Raw genomic sequence first — 18,279 nt, 5'->3', positions numbered from 1 at the left:
GAGTGTTTTCTCGGTTCAAGGAGTTCTTCACAAACACCACGCGCCACTTGCTCTTCAATCCATCGTACAAACCGACTAAACTCGCCCGGCGTCTGAAATGCGTCTATTTTTTCCCAAGGACAGTCGGACATCATTTAATCCAGTTCAAGTTCAATGGATTTATATCTTTATCAAAATAGATTTGATTGCCGCCACCGATCAAGCCGCGCTGTGCGGCGGCCGCGCCTTCGAATAGCTTCGTGCCGGGTGGCACCTCCATTTCAATCACACGCGTTGCTGAATTCCCCCAGCTTTGATCAAGAGCGCTATCAATGACGGACTGCAAGGGGCCTTCCGGCTTCATCCTAGTCCAGTAGGCGCCTGCCGGGTTTCCGCTGTCTCCTATAACGCGATAGAGCTTGGTCGGCGAAGTGGTGATAACTTCGCTATATGTGCCGCTTCGAAATGTTCCGACAATATCGCTAGACAGAGGCCCTTGATTTAAAGGTCCATATTGGGCGACCACTTTTCCCAAGGGGGCATCGAGCTTCGACAATTTACCCTTACCTAGCCCGGGAACGTCGACCCCTAGGATGGTGGTCGCAGCCTCGAACACTGCACCAATCTCCGTGACCTGCGCGTTGCCGTCGCTGACGTCACGCTTGTCGAGCGCGCTGTCTTCCCGCACAGTCTGCTCGTCATCGACCGAGAGCGTGTCGATGGCCCGGATGCCGGCCTCGTCGATCAACGCGCTCATTTCCTTGGCGAGTTCGGGATTGGCTTCCAGCGTCTTCTGCAGGGCATATTCGACCGTCCAGGCCCCCACGGCCTTGACCGGCCCGCCAAAGGCCACGTCCAGCGTTTTCTCGACCGCCTCGCGCTTTTCTTTCGGGATGGATTGGAGCCAGCGGCCTGCTTCGCCCACCGCCTTCACGACCTGATCGCCCGTGGAGAGCGTTCCGGCTTCGACGATCAGCTCCCCGTTCAACCCGGTGGCCGACCGGCTGCTGCCCGGCGCACCGTCCTTCGACAGTGCGTCGATGTCCTCCATGCCGGTGCGCTCGATCCCCGCCAGCGCGCCGCCGACATAGCCCGTGATGCGTCGCAACGTCGCCTTCTCGTCCTCGCTGGCCGGGCGCCCCATTTCCTTCTCAAACGTCTTTAGCGTCGCGTCAAAACGCTGCTCCGCCAGCTCGCGGGCGCGCAGCTTCGCGTCTGTTGCCGAATATGCCGGTTTCGCTCCTAGCAATTGGCCGAGTTGGCCCGTGAGTGTTTCGAGCGCGCCGCTCTGGCTGACCCCGTCACCCAATGAGCGGATTTCGGCGACAACGTCCCTGATCGCCTTCAACGGGTCTTTGATGAGCTTATCAGCGGTCGAGACGATGACGCTGTCTTTCTTTTCCGACAGCAGCGCACCAATCTCATTGACCGCGGTATCGCTCGCATAGACCGTGAACGCGCTCTGGCTGTCCTTGGTGACGACCTGCGATTGGGAGACGTCGCGATTGATCTCGGCGAGCGGCGTGCTGTTCGCCGGATCGCCCACCGCGACAGTGCCCTGGCCGACCGTTCCGCGCGTCTCCTGCACGAAGGTTGAGCTGGCATAGCTGCCGTCTACCGTCGGGGTATTCGCTCCCTTGAGCCCACCCTTGGACGGATCGTTGACGCTTGCCGACACGTCGATTGACACATCGCGCGAGGTGCCTCGGTCGGCGATGTCGCTCACCTCAAGCCTGCCCGTCTCCAGGCTCAGCCGCCCCGTATCCTTGCCCGCTTCGTCCACCGCCGCGATCACGGCGCCCTTGAGCGTGGTCGCGCCAGCGACGTCGATATCGGCCGAGCCTCCGCGTGCGATCAGCGCCGACTGTTCGGCGACCCCCGCCGAATTGCCCTTGCCGTCGCCCGTCGAGACGCCGCCGTTGACGCCGAACGCGGACTGGCCGGGCTTGGGCGAGAAGCTGATTCCGGCACTGACACCCGAACTCGAACTGGTGCGCGAGGAGATGTTCTGCACGCTTTCAATCGCGAGATTGCCGTCCACATCGGCGACCACATCGCGGCCCTCGGCCACCGCGCCGCGCAAGGTCATATCACCGTCCGAGCGGATGGTCAGAATGTTGTCTGCGGTGACATGCGTATTGACCTGGCTGATCTCACTCGCCTGGCTCTGGCCCTTGCTCGTCGAGAAGCTGACCGATCCACTCGCGGTTACGTTGCCCGCGAGCCCGACACCGACCGTCGCGCCGATGCCGGCGCCCGAACTCCTGCTCTGCGAGCTGCTCTCGAAGCTGTTCTGGGCGGATTGCAGCACGATCTCGCCCGCATCGAGCAGCATGTCGCCGGTCGCGGTGATATCCGAGCCGGTGACCGTCAGGGTCCCCGCGGACGCGCCCGACCCCGCGGGCGCTCCAGCGGCGGACCCGTTGGCAACAACGTTCACCTCGCGCGCCGCGACCGTCGAGCCCGAGACAAATTCGGCATGGCTCTCGCTCGTCGATTTGCTCTTCGAATAGCCGAGATTGGCCGATATCCCCGCGGCATTGGTGACCGCATTGAGGACGCTGTCGACCGTGCGCAGCGTCTCCGAAACCGCGGTCACCCCGGTCTGCGCCGCGCCGCCCGCGGCGCCATCACCAATCCGCCCGGGCAGCCCCGTCACGCTCTTCACCGCACCCGAGACATTCTCATAGAGCTTGACCGACAGTCCGAACGAGGAGGACGTGTTCAAGGACGTCGTATCCACGGTATCGGTGGCGTGCTCGATCACGACCGACTGCGCGTCGATGGTGACGCCGCCCTCGGGCGCGACCACGTCGCTGCCGGTCACCCGCACCGTCCCCCGGGGGGCCGCGAGCGTGACGTCGCCGGTGGCCGAGCCGATCAGCGAGCCGACATGGGTCGTGCTGTCGACGGTCTCGTCGTGGCGCGTCCTGGCAACCCCCGCGAACAGTCCGCCGCCGCTCATGCTGACCCCCGACTGCTTGACCTTGACGCTCGAGGCCTGGTGATCATGCTCGGCGAGCGCGCCGATGGTGACATCGCCCTGGTCGCTCGCGACCCGCACATCGTCCGTGCCCACCACATTGCCGCTGAGCACGCGCACGCCGTCGCGGCCGTGCAGATCGACGGTGTCTCCCGACAGGGTGGATGCGACCACCGTCTCGTCGCTTGCCTCGTAATGCGTCGTGGTCTTCTTCGAGGAGAGCAGTCCCGAAGTCTTCCTGAGCGTGTCGACCGTGACGCTCGCGCGGTCGGTCACGCCCTCGAGCGCGATGCTGCCCGCGTCGGCGTTGAGCGCGCCCCGGGCATCGATCTCGGCGCCCTTGACCGAGAATGCCCCCGGCGTTGTAAAGCTGGCATCGCCGCCGACGGTGATGGTGGACAGGCGGTTGGTTGTGCTCGACGCGCTCTCGCTGAAGCGCGTCTTGCCGTCGCGCCCTTCGCGCGTGCTGCTCGTGCTGTCGATGGCGGAGGCTATGCTGATGCCGTCCTCACCCCGGGCGGCCAGATTGCCACCGACATCGATATCGGTGCCGGTGACGGCAAGCCTGCGGCCAGAGGACATCGACAAATCGCCGGTCGTCGTCACATGCCCCGCGATGCTGGTGACACTGGTCTCGGTCGCGCTGCCGTAATGCCTGCGGTCGTCGCGCCAGGCGGTCGCGGTGCGTGTCGTCTGGGTCGCATTCTCGAGCCTCAGGTCGCGGTCCGCCGACAGCGTGAGATTGCCGCCGGTGATCGTGCCGCCGCGATTGACGAGATCGTTGGTCGCATGGACGCTGCCGACGCCGCCCAGCTCGAGGCGCCCGGTATTGAGGATGTCGCCGCCGGTGATGTCGCTTGCTTGCGTAGCGTGGATGAGCCCTGAATTGACGAGCGCGTCGGGTGCGCGCAGCGCGACATTGGTGCCAGAGATCACCGCGCCGCCCGAGGTCAGGTCGCGCGTGCCGACGCTCGCCAGATAGAGCCTGGGCGCCAGCAGTTTTTGCGGACCCGATGGCGTCTGGACGGTCACCTCGACCAGCAGCACGATATCGCTGGTCAAGGTCGCCATCTGCTCCGCGCTCAGGCCGATACCGGGCGCGAGGTTGAACCTCCTGGCGTAGAGCACGCCATTGTCCATCAGCGCGCGGTACTGCTCTTCATTATTGGCATAGCCGGCGAGCCGCCCGATGCCGGCCTGGGCGACGAGCTGGTCGGTGATGAGCTTCTGCTCGTAGAGCGCGTCGCCCAGCCGCTTCTGCGTGCGCCTGGGATCATAGCCGAGCGCGTTGAGGAAATAGTCGCTCGACAGGAAGCTGCCATAATTGGTGAAGCGGGGATCGGTCTCGACCAGATAGGAGGCCTGTGGATCGGCGAAGCGGAACAGACCCGACAGATCGAGGAACAGCACCGGGGCGCCGCCAATGATCTCGGCCTTGAGCCCGGCGAGCGTGCCCGGACCCGTGACGACGCCTGCCAGCGCGAACTGGCCGCCGGTGACGGTGAGCGCGGCCCCCGAAAGATCGACGCCCGCGACCCCGGTCACCGTATCGGTCGCCAGACCGCCCGAGACGGCGCCTGCATCTCCACCCGCAACCGCTTGCGCGCTGGCGCCTGTCCCGACCGCGCCCGTCGCCGCGCCCGAGACGCTGCGCGCATAGCCATTGGCATCGCCGCCGCTGCCCGTCACGACATTGGCGATGGTGGGGGCGGTGATCGCGACCGTGCCGCCCGCCGAGACCACGCCCGGGGCGACCACGATGGTCTCGGTGGTGGTGACGGGGCCGTCTTCGAACGAGCTCGTGTCGCACGCCCCGGCACCGCAGGACTTGACCTCGCCCTTGATCGTGGTCACCGAGGTGCGCGTACCCGTGAGTGCCTCGTTGGTGAAGCCACCGGCCGCGCCGCTCGCCTGCGTGCTCGCAATCGAACCGCCGTTGAAGACGAAATTGCCGCCCGCGGCGATCGTCGAGTAGCGATTGGCAAAGCTGTTGCCGACAGCCACGATATCGCCGCCTGCAATGATCCGCGCCTCGCCGCTGTCGTCAATGAGCGCGGTCTCGGTGACGTCGGCGACGCCCCGCACGCCCATCAAGGTCGAGCCCGGCGCGACATCGATCTTGCTCCTGTCGACGGGCACGCGCACGTCTTCCTGGGTGACCGTGCCGAATGCAAAGCGGGTGCGCTCGTTGACGATGGTGTCGGCGGCGAGACTGATCGAACCCTGTGCTTCGATCGTCGAAGAGCCGTTGGTGAGCGAGGCGGCGCGCGTGCCGCTGGCGCCGCCGATGCTGATATGCCCAAGGCTGTAGAGGAGCGCGCGGTCGAGATTGGCGATCGTGCCATCGGATCTGAGATCGAGCAGGTCGCCGCGCGCCGCGATCACCGCCTGCGCGCCGCTGTTGAGGATGCCGCTCCTGCCCGTGACCGAGACCGTGTCGCCGAAGATCGCCGCGCGGTTCTCGATACGATCGGCGGCGAGCGTCACCTCGCCGCCGTTGATCAGCCCGAGATTGACGATGGCATTGCCCGCGGCGAGATCGACGACACCGCCCTCGATCGCGCCGGTGGCGGCGTTGGTGAGATCGCCGCCCGCGCTGATGCTGACCCCGCGCCCGCCCTCGAGCCGGCCCTGATTGAGGGCGTTTCCGCCGATGTCGAGGCTGAGCGTGCCCGCAGCCGACAGGCTCTCGCCTTCGCCAAGGCTCCAGTCTCCGCCAAGCGCAAAGCCGAGATCGCCGCCTGAGACCAGCTTGCCCAGCCGCGCGGTGCCGACATCGAGATGCAGGCTGGTTCCCGCCGCGATCGTGCCCGCGTCGGCGCCCGATCCATTGTCGAGGTCGGGCGCTGTGATCGACAGCGCATGGGCAGCTCCGAGGCTGCCGCGATTGGTCAGGGCCTGGCCAAGCGCGAGCCTGCCGTCGCGCGCGGCCCAGAGCGTGCCTGAGGCGGTATTGGTGAGGGTTTGCGCGTCGATGGTCAGGTCGCTGCCGGACGCGATCGTGCCGCTGTTGGCGATGCCGAAGGCGGTGAGCGCAACCGTGCCCGCAGCCCCCAGCTCGCCTTGATTGGCGAGCGCCTCGGTCACGAGTGCAAGTCCATCGACGCCCGCTGCGATCTTGCCGTTATTGGCGATCGTCTGGCCGGCCTCGATCGAAAGCGCGTCGCCTTCGATCGCGCCGTTATTGGCGATGCGCACCGCGGCCAGCAGATCGAGCGTGCGGCCCGAGAGGCTGCCGCCATTGGAGATCTGGCCGGCGTCGATGCTCAGCGCGTCGGCAAACAGCGCGCCCTGATTGTCGAGGATCTGCGTGGCGAGGGTGAAGGCGCCCGAAGACGCGATCGTCCCGCCTGCCGCATTGGTCAGCCCGAGCGTCGCGCTGAGGTCAAGCCCGGAACCAGCGGGCGCACTGGCGCCCGCGCGCGACACTATCGTGCCCGCGCCATTGTCGAGAATGCCCGAGACGGTGACGTCAAGGCCCGCGAGACTGTCGATCGTCCCTGCATCATTGAACAGCCTGGCGGCGGTGAGCGCGAGAGCGCCATTGGACAGCAGCGCGCCGCTGCGATTGTCGAAATCCTCGATCAGGCCGAGCGTGCCACCGCCCAGCGTCTCGATGCGCCCCCCCGCATTGACCAGGGACCCCGCCGCAAGATCGAGCGCGCCATTGCTCGCAAGCACGCCGGCGCTGTTGTCGAGAGTACCCGCAGGCACACCCATACCCATGGGTGCACCTGCGGGCACTTCAGCAAGGTTGAGAGCAAACACCCCAGTGCCAGCCGAGCCGATTGTCCCCCGTGCATTGACGAGGCTGGCCGCGGCGATGGTGAGGCTGTCAGCGCGGATGTCGCCGCCGCTATTGTCGATCGTGCCGGTGAAGGCGAATGTCGCTGTGCCCGGGGTTTCGATCGTGCCGCCCGCATTGATCAGCGAACCGCCCACAAGATCGAGGCTCGCGCCCTGGAGCACGCCCCCCGACAGATCGATCGCCGGCGCCTTGAGGCTGATCGCGCCGGGGGACGCGATCAGCCCGCCGCTTCCGGTACGCAGCGAACCGGAAGCAGCATTCAGGGACATCGAGGACGCATCGAGCACGCCGCCCCCCAGCACGATATCGCCCGCGGTCGCGGTCGCGGCCAGATGGCCGCCCGCGGTCAGCCGGCCGCCGGGCGCGAGGCTGATAGAGGCGGCGGACAGGGTTGCGGTGCCGGAAGAGCCCAACACGTCCACCGCCTCTATCGCCCCTTGCGCGGTAAGGCTGAGGCTGATCCCCTCATGCGCCACCGCCAAAAGACTGCCGCCCATAAGGCTCGCGACATCGAGCGTCATGTCGCCCGCGCTTTCGATCCGGCCCGAAGCGTTCGAGACGGCGCCGGCGCGCAGTGTCAGCGCGTCGCCGCTCGCCAGAAGGCCGGTGTCGTTGCTCAGGGCATGTGCGATGGCGACGTGCGCGGCGCCCGCCGCGGTGATTTCTCCACCGGCATTGATGAGCCGCTCGGCGGCCAGCGCCAGCGATCCGTTGGTGCCGATGACGCCGGCGCTGTTGTCGAGGAGCCCCGCGGCCGCGATATCGAGCCGCCCGGTCCCGCCGTGGAGGATCGCGCCGCCCAGATTGAGGATCTCGGCGGCATGGAGCGTGAAACTGGCGCCCGCGGCGTAGATCTCGCCCCCCGAATAGTCGACGCTGCCGCTGCTGGTCAGCACAAAGTCCTGAGTGCCCGTCTGCCTCAACCTGGCGCGTCTGAGCGACAATGTGCCGGCGTTCAGTGCAAAGGCGTCGGCCTGGAGCAGCCCGCCGTCGAGCACGAAGCGGTCGGCGGCGATCGCAGCAAGGGCATCGGTCCGGAGGCTCGCCTCGCTCGCATCGATCGTGCCCGTCGCCGCCAGCGACAGGTTGCCCGACGCAGCCGCCAGCGTGTCGGGACCCGCCAGGCGGAGGTCGCCTGCGGTCGCTACAATGTCGAGCGTGCCGAGCGCCGTGGTCGTCGCATTGGACAGATCGACGCTCGCGCCCGTGATCTTGACCGCGCCATTGCCGCCGATGACGCCACCGGCACCGTTTATGACGGCCCCTCCTGAGCTTGTCGAAGGGCCGGTAGCGGCGAGCGTGAGTGTATCGGTCCCGGTGGCAAGGATCGAACCCGAATTGACAATATCGCTCGCGCGCAGGTCGAGTGCCGCGGCGGCCTCGATCGTCCCGGCGTTGGAGAGTTGCGCCGCCGCGAGCGACAGCCCGTTGCCGCTCGCGATAAGGCCCGTGCTGGACACCGAGCCCGACACCGTAAAGCGCGCATCGCCCGCCGCGGTGATGTCACCGGCATTGGCGAACCCGCTTGCGGTGACAGCGAGCGCGCCATTGCCCGCGATCTTGGCACCAACGGCGTTGGCGAGGCTGTCCGCGTCAACCGTCAGCGCGCCGCTGCCGGCATGCGCGATGGTGCCCGCGTTGCTCAGCGTTCCCGCCGACAGGTCGAACGCGGCACTGTCGACGACGATCTCGCCGCGGTTGTCGATCGTTCGCGTTACCGCGAGTACCGATGCGCCATCAGCGCCAAACGCGGCCAGCAATCCGTCATTGACGAGCTCGCCCGTCGCCACCGCGAATGTGGCGCCCTTGATGCTGCCCGCAGCGCCGATCGCCAGCGTGTCCGCATCGAGCGCGAGTGCCCCCGCCGTCTCGATCGTGCCGCCCTCCACCGAGACCGATGCGCCGCTCAAACTTAGTCCCGAGCTACCCGCGATCCGCGCGCCGCCTGCAACGCTCAGCGTATCCACCGCAGCGACGCCGAGCGGCCCGGCCGCGGTCAATTGGCCATCGGCGCCGCTCAGCAGCAAGGATCCCGCGCGCAGGTCGAGCGCTCCGTTGGATCCTATAAGCGTATCGGTGACGCTGACCGCGCCGCTTGTGTCGATCTCAAAGCCGTCAGAACCAAGGGCGAGGATCGCGCCGCCGATGCTTGCCACTCCGGCAGCCGCGATCCTCGCCGCACCGTGCGACTGGATCACGCTGTCCCGAAGGCTGATCCAGTCACCCGACAGATCGAGCGTCGCGCGCGCATCGACCGTGCCTCCAATGTTCTCAAAACGCCCGAAACGCAGCCCCACATTGCCGCCCGACAGGATTCCGCGGCTGACGAGCGTCGCAGCGTCCGCCTCGAGCGCGCCTGCCGCGACCACCCGGCCGGCCGCGGCGATATCGAGCGCGTCGACCGCAGCCAGCCCGACGTCTCCGCCCTGGACCAGCCCGGCAAGCGCGATCTCGCGACCCGAGATCCCGACCGCGCCGGTGGCGAGCGCCTGGCCCGACAGCATCATGCTGTCGGTCGCGCGGATCGCCAGATTGCCCGTGCGCGTCAGCGTGCCGTCGCGCGCGAGCCCGGCCGCGAACGCGCCCGCATGGTCGATCGTGCCCGCGCTCACCGCAAGATTGCTCCCGCTCGCGATGATGCCGTCGCCGGTGAGAGCACCGCGCACCGCAAGCCCCAGCGGTCCGTCGGCATAGGCCGCGCCCGTGACCTCGGCCTCTTGCGCCTTGATGTCGATCGTGCCCCCGCTCGTGATCCGGCCCGACAGCGTCAGCTTGCCGTTCACATCGAGGCTGAAGCCGCGCTCGAGCGACGCCAGATCGCCCGCGACATTGACCCCGAGCCCCGCCTCGGTGCCGATCAACTGGATCGCACCCGCGTACATGCCGCCGAGTGCGGCCACATCGAGCGCGAAGCGCGGCGCTGGCTGGGCTGGCGTTCCAGGCGCGGTCACGGTGATGGTACCATCCGCCGTCGCCAGCTCGGCGGCGCCCGCGGCGACATGGATCGCATCCGCCCAGACGCCCGCATTGACCGCAATCGCGCGCGCGAACAGGTCGAGCCGCGCACCCGAGGCATCGAGGCCCTGGCCGCCAATATCAAGCGTGCCATCGGTGACGCTGAAGCCGCCCAGGCCACCCGCGCCATCCATCCGGGGCCTGGCCGCTGCCAGGGTGACGACCGGAGAATTCAGGAATCCGCAACCAGTACAGCTAATCCCGTATGGATTGGCGATCACCAGCTGCGCTGGCGCACCTGCTATCTCGATATATCCGGCAAGGCTGGACGCATTGGCGCCCACCACCTCGTTCAGGATCAGCGTGGCGGGGCCGGTGGCCTTGAGGCTCTTGTTGCCGTCGATCCAGCCACCCAGTTGGGTCTGTGTGATCTTGTCGCTGTTGTTGAGGATGAGGTTGCGGTCGTCGACGTTGAAGTCCGTATAGCGATTGTGGCTCACCCCCCTGGCCGAGGGCGTCGCGATCCTCACGATCGGCGTGCCATTGCCCGCGACATCCATCCGCGGCGCATTGGGACCGGCCTCGGGTACAATGCGCACAGCGGCCCCGTGGGGCGGGGCCGATTGAGCGGATTGCTGTGCACTGACGGGCACCGCGACGAGCGCCAGCGCCAAAGCGCTGCGGCTCACTGGCGACAGGGCGAGCACGCGCGTCGCTCCAGCTTTCCGCTGCCCCCGCATACGCCACTCCCATGCTTACTTCGACACGTTCCGCGCTAGCACGGCCCGATCGATACGCATCGTAAACAATCGCAAATTTGCCAGGACAGCGCTTGCCGTGGGCAGGCCCGGCGCGCAGACCGGTGACGCGTTCCCCCTCCCTGACCACGGAACGCATTTACGCGTAACAACAGCCTCGACGGGGCCGCTCTTCCAGGCGGCCCCGTTCCTTTTGACGTCCGCGCACCCACACCCCGTCCGGCATCTCGCTCTCGATTGGCGCCACCCGTCGCTGCCGCGGGCGGGCCTGGGGCTTGCCCGCATGGAGCGCCGTTCTCGACCCGGCCCGATCCTCGGCGCTCGTCAGAACTGCGGATTCATCGAGCAGCGTAAAGGCCCCGCAGGCCGAGCAGCGCAGCTGTCGGCGCGCGCCGGTGCCTCCCTCCGGCACGACCGCAAAGCCATAATACGCCAAGGTGCCGGTCGCGCCGCACGCCGGGCAAACCAGTCCGCTGAGCGACGGCGCCATGCCGAGCCGGACCCTGGCCTCGTACGCCCCCGAGGGGTGGAGCGCGATGAACCACGTCCTGAACGCCGCAGTCCAGCGCATCACGGCGCGATAGTCCACCCCCAGGCTCATCGGCCGCGCACAAGCAGCTCTTCTGCTGCGACAGCATCCGAACAAAGGCGGGCATGCATGCGCGGTGGACGATCCGATCGAGTGGTGTGCCCAACGTACGCCGGAATTGCCTGTTGCACGCGCTGCACCCGAACACCGGAAGGCCGGAGGGCCGGAGGGCCGGACCGGGTTGCGGCGACCCATGGGAACGGGGCGACCGCAAGGCTGCCCCGTTCTTTTCGTCATCGATAAGGAGAAGCAGCGACCGACCCGTCCGGCGCCGCATCGCCCGCCGCCTGCCCATCCGGGAAAAGTTGGGCGATAGCGGCGGTACACAGCAGGACGAGGACGAGCATCGCCGCACCGATCAGAAAACGTGTGCCGCCCGGGGATCGGCGCAGCGTTATTCCACGCTGCCAGCACAGAGCCTGCGTATCCCGCTGCGTTTCCGAATCTGCCATCAAAACCCCCAGCCAATGCTGAGGCCGAGTTGCGCGAGGCGATTGTCCGCGAGAGTATCGTGGCTGAGCGGGATCGCTGCGAACGCGTCGAGCGTGAAGCCATGGACGGCCGCCCTGACGCCGCCGCCGAGCCCGGCGAGCAGGCTTCCGCCATTCTCGACACGCCCCATGTCGAGCAGCAGATAGGGCCGGACATGATCGCCGATGCGCGCGGTCAGTTCCTGACGCAGATACCACCCGGTCTTGCCGAGCACCGCACGGTCGCTGTCATAGCCCCTGACCGTGTAGGGGCCGCCCGCCGAGAACAGGTCCGAGCCGTACAGCGGCTCGCCCGACACCTGTCCGCGAAACGCCAGTCGCCAGCTTTCGATGAATCCGTCGCCCATTGGCAGCGTCGCGGCGATGTCGGCGGTGACGATCCGGTAGCGCGCCGTGGGAAACGCTGCGGGCTGCCCGGGCGCATCGTCCTGAGCCCCGAACAGATCCACACCGAAGCGGACCGCCAGCTCGCTGTCGAGCCTGAGCCTGCCCAACTGGCGGCGGTCGATCAGCGCCAGCTCGATATCGCTCAGGTCCTGGCGCTGGAGGCCGATCTCGACATCGTCGATATAGCTCCTCGCCCAGCGCCGGCTGAGCGTCGCGCGCAGCGATGTCTTCGATGTCCGGTCGCGGTGGATCACGCGCTCGCCATAGCCCGAGACCGTGTAGAGCCTGCCCCGCGTCTCAAAGTTGCGCACCTCGCCCAAAATCGTCTGGCCGTAGCGGCTCGCCGAGCCCGACACCCCGAAGGTCCACCAACCCCAAGGGATCGACGCCGAAAGCCCCGTGCCCTGGCTGTCGGCGGGCACACCCGGCGCATCGATCCGACGGTTGTAGCTGGCGCTCACGATCTCGGACAAGCCCAGAACATCGAGCGCCGCAAGCTGCGCCGCCCCCTGCCAGCGCCCGACCGAGCCACTGGCGAAATTGTTGAGCGAGAGCGAACCCGAGATCGGCCGCGCCTTGCCCACGGTCACCGCCAGCACGCTTTCGCCCGGTTCCGTGCCCGGCTCCAGCTGGACCTCGACCGCGCGCGCCGGAATGCGCCGCATCTGTTCGAGCCCCTGCTCCAATGCGCGCAGCGACACCAGCGCGCCCGGATCGACCGGCGAGGCAGCCGCCCAGCCCAGTTCATAGCCCGGCGTCACGCGCACGCCGCTCACCTTGCCCGGCACGATCCGTAGCTTGAGCACGCCCGATGCCAAATCCTGTTCGGGCGCGCCGGCACGCGTCGTGATCAGCCCGCGCTCGAGAAACGCGCCCTGCAGAGAACGCAGCACATGGTCGAGCCCTTTGGCGCCCATGCATTTTCCGCGGAACTGTCCGAGATGCCCCTCGACCCAGCCAAGCCCTTCGGGCACGCCGCCCTCGATCTCGATCCGCTGGATCGCAAAGCAGGGCTCCTCCTCGGGGAAATCGCCCAAGGGGTACGCCTCCTGCCCGTCGAGCCGCGCGTCGGGGGCTGCCGCACGCGCCGCGCGCTCGGCAGCCTGTCGCTCGGCTTCGACCCGCGCCCGCTCGCGCGCAAGCGCGCCGGCATCCTGCGCGTGCGCTGATGTCGCGCCGAGGCCGAGGATCAGCGCAATTGAACATCCGATCCCGCCAACACCGTGCAGTTTTTCCCGAGCGCTCCCAGATTCGTGCACCGCCTTGCGCATGGCCGCCATGTCTCCCCCTTCGAAGCGTAGCGGACGGCTTAGAGGCAGGCACGGCCATGTGCGTGTTAACTATGGTAAAATGTTCAGCACGGTGACGCAGAGCCGGACGGTTCGGTGCCCGCGCCAATCGTGATCGCGCATCGGGACCGGCTTGCTCCAACGCCTTCAACGCCGGGATCAGGCGTCGAGCGCTTTTGGATTGGCGTCGCGCTGGAGAACCCCACGGACCGGAGCAAGGTCGATGCATGATGTCAGCCGACCGAAGCGACGGACAGAGCTGCGATGCTCCGCATCGAGCGCGCAAATTCGAGACACATCTCACGCACGCGTGCATGCCGTTATACGCCACTTTCCGAGGGTGCGATCCGCGTGCGCATCTGCCGTCGCGTTCACAAACGACGCAATTGCGCGACGCCTCAAAGGTGCGCTGCGCTGTCGCAGGATAGCGGCACGATGAAAGCCGCCCATCCTCACACCCCGATGCTCGGCCCCCGGCTCCTGCCCCACCCGATCATATCGGCAAGGCTTTGGTCGAGGCTGCGCTCAGGGATGTTGGAAAGCCCGAGCTGGTGTCGGCGACCGCGCAGCAGCGATTCGAGCTGCGGATCGCGCTCGAGGCTTTTGGCCATTTCCGCCATGGTCTGGGTGACCCTGCTCGCGGCGCGCTCCTCATATTGCCCAAGCAGCCGCTGGCGCTTCTGGTCGAGCATCTGCCAGCGCTCGATGAACATATCGGCGCGCAACCTGGGATCGGTCCGCAGCTCGGCTTCGAGCTGCATCGCGCGGATCGCCCTTTGGGTTTGTCCCCCAGCAGCCTCGCGGATCAGCCCCCGGTCCGCGGCAAAGGCCGCCTCCAGGTCGTGCGAGCCGCAGGGGGCGAGCCTGTCGAGCGCAGCACGGCTCGCATGAAGCTCGACGCGCTGCTCGGGCGATGCCGGATCGCCCACGCTCTGTGCGAACAGGATCGCCGAGACGATCCGACCATGCCGCGCGACCGCGTGGTGCGGGTCGGGCCTGGGCGTGAATGCACTGCGCTCGGGCTGCGGCGCAGGCGCGCGCGGCCCTGTCCGGAGATTGTCCACGATCTGACGCGTCCTTTGGGCCGCCTTGCGGACAAGCTCAGCGAGCCGCTCGCCGATGCCGCGCCGCTCGGCAAAGGCGCGCCCCCGATCGGCGCGGTCATGGTCGCACGCCATGTCCTTGGCGCGCTCGCGCGACAGCGTGCGCACAAGAGTGCGTTCATCGGCAAAGTCGTCGCGCCCATAGTGAAGTTCAACGCCGTCGCGGTGCCGTGTAGAACGGCGCTTCGCTCTGCTGCTGGCTCCGGTCGGGCTACGCCCTCCCTACGCCACCAGCAGAATCTCGCGCCAACCATCATTGCGCGCCCTCCTGCCAAGGGGCTCCCCGTTCGGCGCTGATCGGGGGTGCCGATTGGACGCCGATTGACAGCCAGCAAGAGTTCCGGCGCAAATGGGCGCCTATCGGGTACAGCCCGGAGGCCAGCGCAGGGCGATGTGCGGTGATCCGAGCCTTTCGTCCATCAGCCGGAGACTTGCAGTCAGGGCAAGCTCTCGGACAGCTGGATATTCGATACTGACGAACACCGGTAAAGTCAGACCCTTTACTTGTCCGGCGTCAAATGGATCGCCTGTCCCCCCGCTGCCGCCAGGATGGCATGGATGGTGTCCGTGAAAGTCACCGTTATTCGTTTCTGAATCAATTTCGTCGGCCGATCGGGGGCAGCGGGGTCGTCAGCGTAAATCTCCGCAGGGAATGTTCGCGGCAGATGAAACTTAGTGCGATCGTCAATTCCCGCGCGCTATTGTCGGCCATGCTGCCGATGTACCACTCTTTGCCGCGCGGCCTCGCCACGGTGATATAGTAGCCTACAGAGCCTTCGAGCACCCTTGTCTCGTCCCACGAAGTCGGGAGTTTGACAATGAAATCCAGGCCCGGCCGCCCATATATATCGCCGGAAGATCAGCCGCCATCGGCAAGGGATTTTCATATACAACATATCTCGCCAGTGGACGCGTACGGGTACCATCGTGAGAGCCCCCGGATTACGGGGATAAAATTGCTCTACCGTGACGTTGCGAAAAGATCCTGAATGAAAATCCACCGGTCGGGCCAGCATGCGCACGAAGGGAATCATCAATTCATGTTCCGGCGTGCTGCCACGCGCATCCCACTGGTGGTCTTCCACATTGAAGGCGGTTCGATGGAGAGCAAAGCTGGATAGGTCCGCCCGACACCGCGCGGCTTGTAAACATTGTGCAACGTCACGTTCAGATGATGCTTCGCCGCCAGTTGCAGCAGTTCTTCCATGAAGACGACGGTATCCTGGTCGTCGCAATCGAAGAAATCGACCATCACGCCGTCGATGCCCCACTGCTCGTAAAGCGGAAAGGCCCTTATCATGTGGCCCTTGGCCGCCTCTGAATGCATCCAGAGCCGCTACCACGCGCCCTTTTTTTCGCGCATAGGCGATCTCTTCGGGCAAGTTGATCTCAGGCACGCTTTTCGTGGTATTCTTGATGCACCAAAAGATGCCATAGGCGGATAGCGGCGGACGAGGCCAGCGCCATGTCAACAAACCTAAATCAATCAGACGCTGTCACCGCCTGAAACACCGCTCTGACATGCGTCTTCAGCGCTTTCTGCAGGTAATCCGCCTGATTTTCCCATCGGCGACCAGGATAGAGCGCGTCAAGTAATGCGCGTGCACCGCGATCGACTTTCCCCTCATCGCCTTCATTGACCAATTTGCGTGACAATTGTTCCAGCGCCGTGAGGACGTCGTAGCATTGATTCGCTGAAAGCTGCGCGGGGCTGTTGGTATCGACACCCCGGCGACATATCCGCTCAAGCTCTTCCAGACTCATATCTTCTGCTCCCGTTCGCCTATAGGCTCGCTATTATCCGTCGGCAACGCGCGCTGACGACCATTCATGCAGGAGCGCGAAACCCCAGAGCAATCCGGCTGTATGTAAATTTGGGTAAATGCAGGCACCAGTGCTCCGAGCGCCCTGCGAACCAACAGTATTTTACATTACGGCACGTGCAGACGTATTCCGATAGTCTTACTACATGTCGCGAATATCGTGGACACCCTTAGTTGATCAAACGATGTTGCGATTACGATAGCGATGTGACCATTTCTTACATTTTGAGAAGACTGCGCGCTTACGCCGCCGTCGGCGATACACCCCAGTGAGCAGCTACCTTGATTGACGCCCTCTGAGGCTCCTTATTGATAATTTGCGGGGCTATATCCCTCTGATTCACGCCACGATGGCCCGCCAGAACATTCAACAAAAGGAATTGGCGAAGCGGTCGGGCATCCGCGAAGACCGCATCTGGCGGCTGCTAAATGACAGGATCGAGCCTCAGTTCCGCGAAGTTCGCCGGATGCTGTGGGCGCTCGGCATCACCATCGAATCTTCCTATCTGGCAGTCGAAGCCCTGCCGGATCTCGATGCGATCTTTACCAGGGTCACGGCATTGGACTTCATCAATCGCATCCTCTTTCTGATGCCCATGGCGCTGATGGAGGCGCTCGGAATTACCCCGCCGGCAACATCCGTCCTGATTGGGCAGACTCGATGTGCGCGGCAATGGCACCGAGCGGACCTCGTCGGCGATCCTGCGCTGGTCGCAGGAGTGTCAGGTCGAGTGGCATTATATAGCGCCGGGCAAGCCCATGCAGAACGGCTTCGTCGAGAGCTTCAACGGGCGCCTGCGCGACGAATGCCTCAACGAAACCCTGTTCACGTCACTGGCGCATGCGCGTTTCGTGCTCATGGCATGGCGCCACGATTACAATCACGTCAGGCCGCACTCGAATCTGGGCGGTGACGCATCCGGAATTCTGGACCGTTTTGAGCTGGAAAATACCAGTTATGATTGCAGGGCCAGGATACAGAGTATGAGATGAAGAGATCGAAGTTCAACGAGGCGCAGATAGCCTTCGTGCTCAAGCAGGCGGACGACGGGACATCGGTTGGCGAGGTCTGCCGCAAGCCAGGAATCAGCGAGGCGACGTACTACAACTGGCGCAAGAAATATGCTGGGTTGATGCCGTCGGAGATGAAGCGGTTGCGCCAGCTTGAGGAGGAGAATTCGAAGCTCAAGCGGTTGGTTGCAGAGCTCAGCCTGGACAAGGCGATGTTGCAGGATGTCGTTTCGCGAAAGCTCTGAGGCCTGATCGGCGGCGCCAGCTGGTCGATGATATCCGCAGCACATGGCAGGTCGGCATCCGCAGGGCCTGCAGCGTGTTGCGGTGGGAACGATCCTGCTACCGAAGTCGGCTATCCTGGCTCGATCCGGGCAGCGAGTTTATCTCCCGCGGGCTGGATCATGTGGGCCTACATGAAAGGCGTGACGCTCGACTTCTCCCGGCCTGGCAAGCCGACGGGCAATGCGTTCATCGAAAGCTTCAACGGCAAGTTCCGGGCGGAATGCCTGAACGCGCACTGGTTCATGAGCCTGGATGACGCGGTCCGCAAATGCGAGGCTTGGCGTAGAGACTACAACGAAGTACGACCGCACAGCGCGATCGGCAACAAACCGCCGATATCGCTCATGTTGGCATCAGCGGCACATGGCCCGCCCTGATGTCGGCACGCTGGAAAGCCTCCAGCCAGCTGGTCCAGGATCGGCGTGCAGCTCAGAAGGAGCGAGACTCTACCCCTGACTGGTAACAATCAGGGGAGCACGTCAATAGGAATACAGGCGAGCAGGATATAGCATAGGGCGAGCCCACACAGCCCAGTCGCAGCCAGTAGGCGTGCTCCAAAAACGCTCAACCAGATGCCCGGACACCGGGAAAAGCAGGGCCATTACCAAGGTCGTGATCGGCAGGAAGGTCGCCTCGGACGCCGTCCAGCCAAATTCTTCGCGCATGGGCTGGATAAACAGGTTGGCGCTGAAATACATAAAGCCGAAGCCCGTCGCATAACCGGCGATGGCGCCGACAAGGCACCGAGCGCCGCTTTTCCACTCGGAAGGCCCGCCGGGCCACGGACCCTTTTCAGAATCGATGGCGTCATTCACGAC

Annotated in this window: 9 protein-coding genes and 2 pseudogenes; 2 read left to right on the top strand and 9 right to left on the bottom strand. The window is 65.4% G+C overall.

Features of this window, described 5'->3' with window-relative positions:
- Positions 1-130: 130 nt before the first annotated feature.
- The 8 genes from D3876_RS08405 to D3876_RS08370 all read right to left on the bottom strand — a co-directional run bounded on the left by D3876_RS08405 (position 131) and on the right by D3876_RS08370 (position 16,106).
- Positions 131-10,465, bottom strand: a complete 10,335-nt coding sequence (locus D3876_RS08405; protein ID WP_119761358.1) for a two-partner secretion domain-containing protein — start codon at positions 10,463-10,465, stop codon at positions 131-133.
- Between the two features lie 157 nt (positions 10,466-10,622).
- Entirely contained in the window at positions 10,623-11,084 is a 462-nt protein-coding gene (locus tag D3876_RS20455; protein ID WP_182911948.1) for a DUF746 domain-containing protein, read from the bottom strand.
- Between the two features lie 221 nt (positions 11,085-11,305).
- Positions 11,306-11,524 (bottom strand): hypothetical protein, encoded by a 219-nt coding sequence (locus D3876_RS20450; RefSeq protein WP_182911947.1) that lies wholly within the window; start codon positions 11,522-11,524, stop codon positions 11,306-11,308.
- The gene (locus D3876_RS08395) at positions 11,524-13,230 is read right to left on the bottom strand and encodes a ShlB/FhaC/HecB family hemolysin secretion/activation protein (protein ID WP_119761355.1); all 1,707 of its coding nucleotides are present in this window, start codon (positions 13,228-13,230) and stop codon (positions 11,524-11,526) included. The genes D3876_RS20450 and D3876_RS08395 overlap by 1 nt, the downstream gene beginning before the upstream one ends.
- A 461-nt stretch (positions 13,231-13,691) precedes the next feature.
- Positions 13,692-14,450: a conjugal transfer protein TraA gene (locus D3876_RS08390; RefSeq protein ID WP_119761353.1), complete on the bottom strand. Its 759-nt coding sequence runs from the start codon at positions 14,448-14,450 to the stop codon at positions 13,692-13,694.
- Positions 14,451-14,937: 487 nt separating this feature from the next.
- Positions 14,938-15,162: a glycoside hydrolase family 97 C-terminal domain-containing protein gene (locus D3876_RS21215; protein WP_420801965.1), complete on the bottom strand. Its 225-nt coding sequence runs from the start codon at positions 15,160-15,162 to the stop codon at positions 14,938-14,940.
- Positions 15,163-15,375: 213 nt separating this feature from the next.
- Complete coding sequence (locus D3876_RS08375) at positions 15,376-15,669, bottom strand: glycoside hydrolase family 97 catalytic domain-containing protein (RefSeq protein ID WP_119761350.1); 294 nt, start codon at positions 15,667-15,669, stop codon at positions 15,376-15,378.
- 155 nt (positions 15,670-15,824) lie between these two features.
- Complete coding sequence (locus D3876_RS08370; RefSeq protein ID WP_119761348.1) at positions 15,825-16,106, bottom strand: hypothetical protein; 282 nt, start codon at positions 16,104-16,106, stop codon at positions 15,825-15,827.
- Positions 16,107-16,828: 722 nt separating this feature from the next.
- On the opposite strand from D3876_RS08370, the pseudogene D3876_RS08365 reads away from it, so the two are divergent.
- Both D3876_RS08365 and D3876_RS21210 read left to right on the top strand, forming a co-directional pair.
- Positions 16,829-17,158, top strand: a pseudogene (locus D3876_RS08365) (integrase core domain-containing protein); the annotation flags it as partial.
- Positions 17,155-17,838, top strand: a pseudogene (locus D3876_RS21210) (integrase core domain-containing protein). The pseudogenes D3876_RS08365 and D3876_RS21210, both read left to right, overlap by 4 nt.
- A gap of 102 nt (positions 17,839-17,940) precedes the next feature.
- On the opposite strand, the gene D3876_RS08355 reads toward D3876_RS21210, so the two are convergent.
- Positions 17,941-18,276: an MFS transporter gene (locus D3876_RS08355; protein WP_147417616.1), complete on the bottom strand. Its 336-nt coding sequence runs from the start codon at positions 18,274-18,276 to the stop codon at positions 17,941-17,943.
- Between the last annotated feature and the right edge of the window lie 3 nt (positions 18,277-18,279).

The sequence above is a fragment of the Sphingomonas cavernae genome (genome assembly GCF_003590775.1).
GTDB classification, from domain to species: Bacteria; Pseudomonadota; Alphaproteobacteria; order Sphingomonadales; family Sphingomonadaceae; genus Sphingobium_A; species Sphingobium_A cavernae.
Note: the sequence above shows the minus strand (reverse complement) of the source record. Positions and strands in the feature narration are given on the sequence as shown.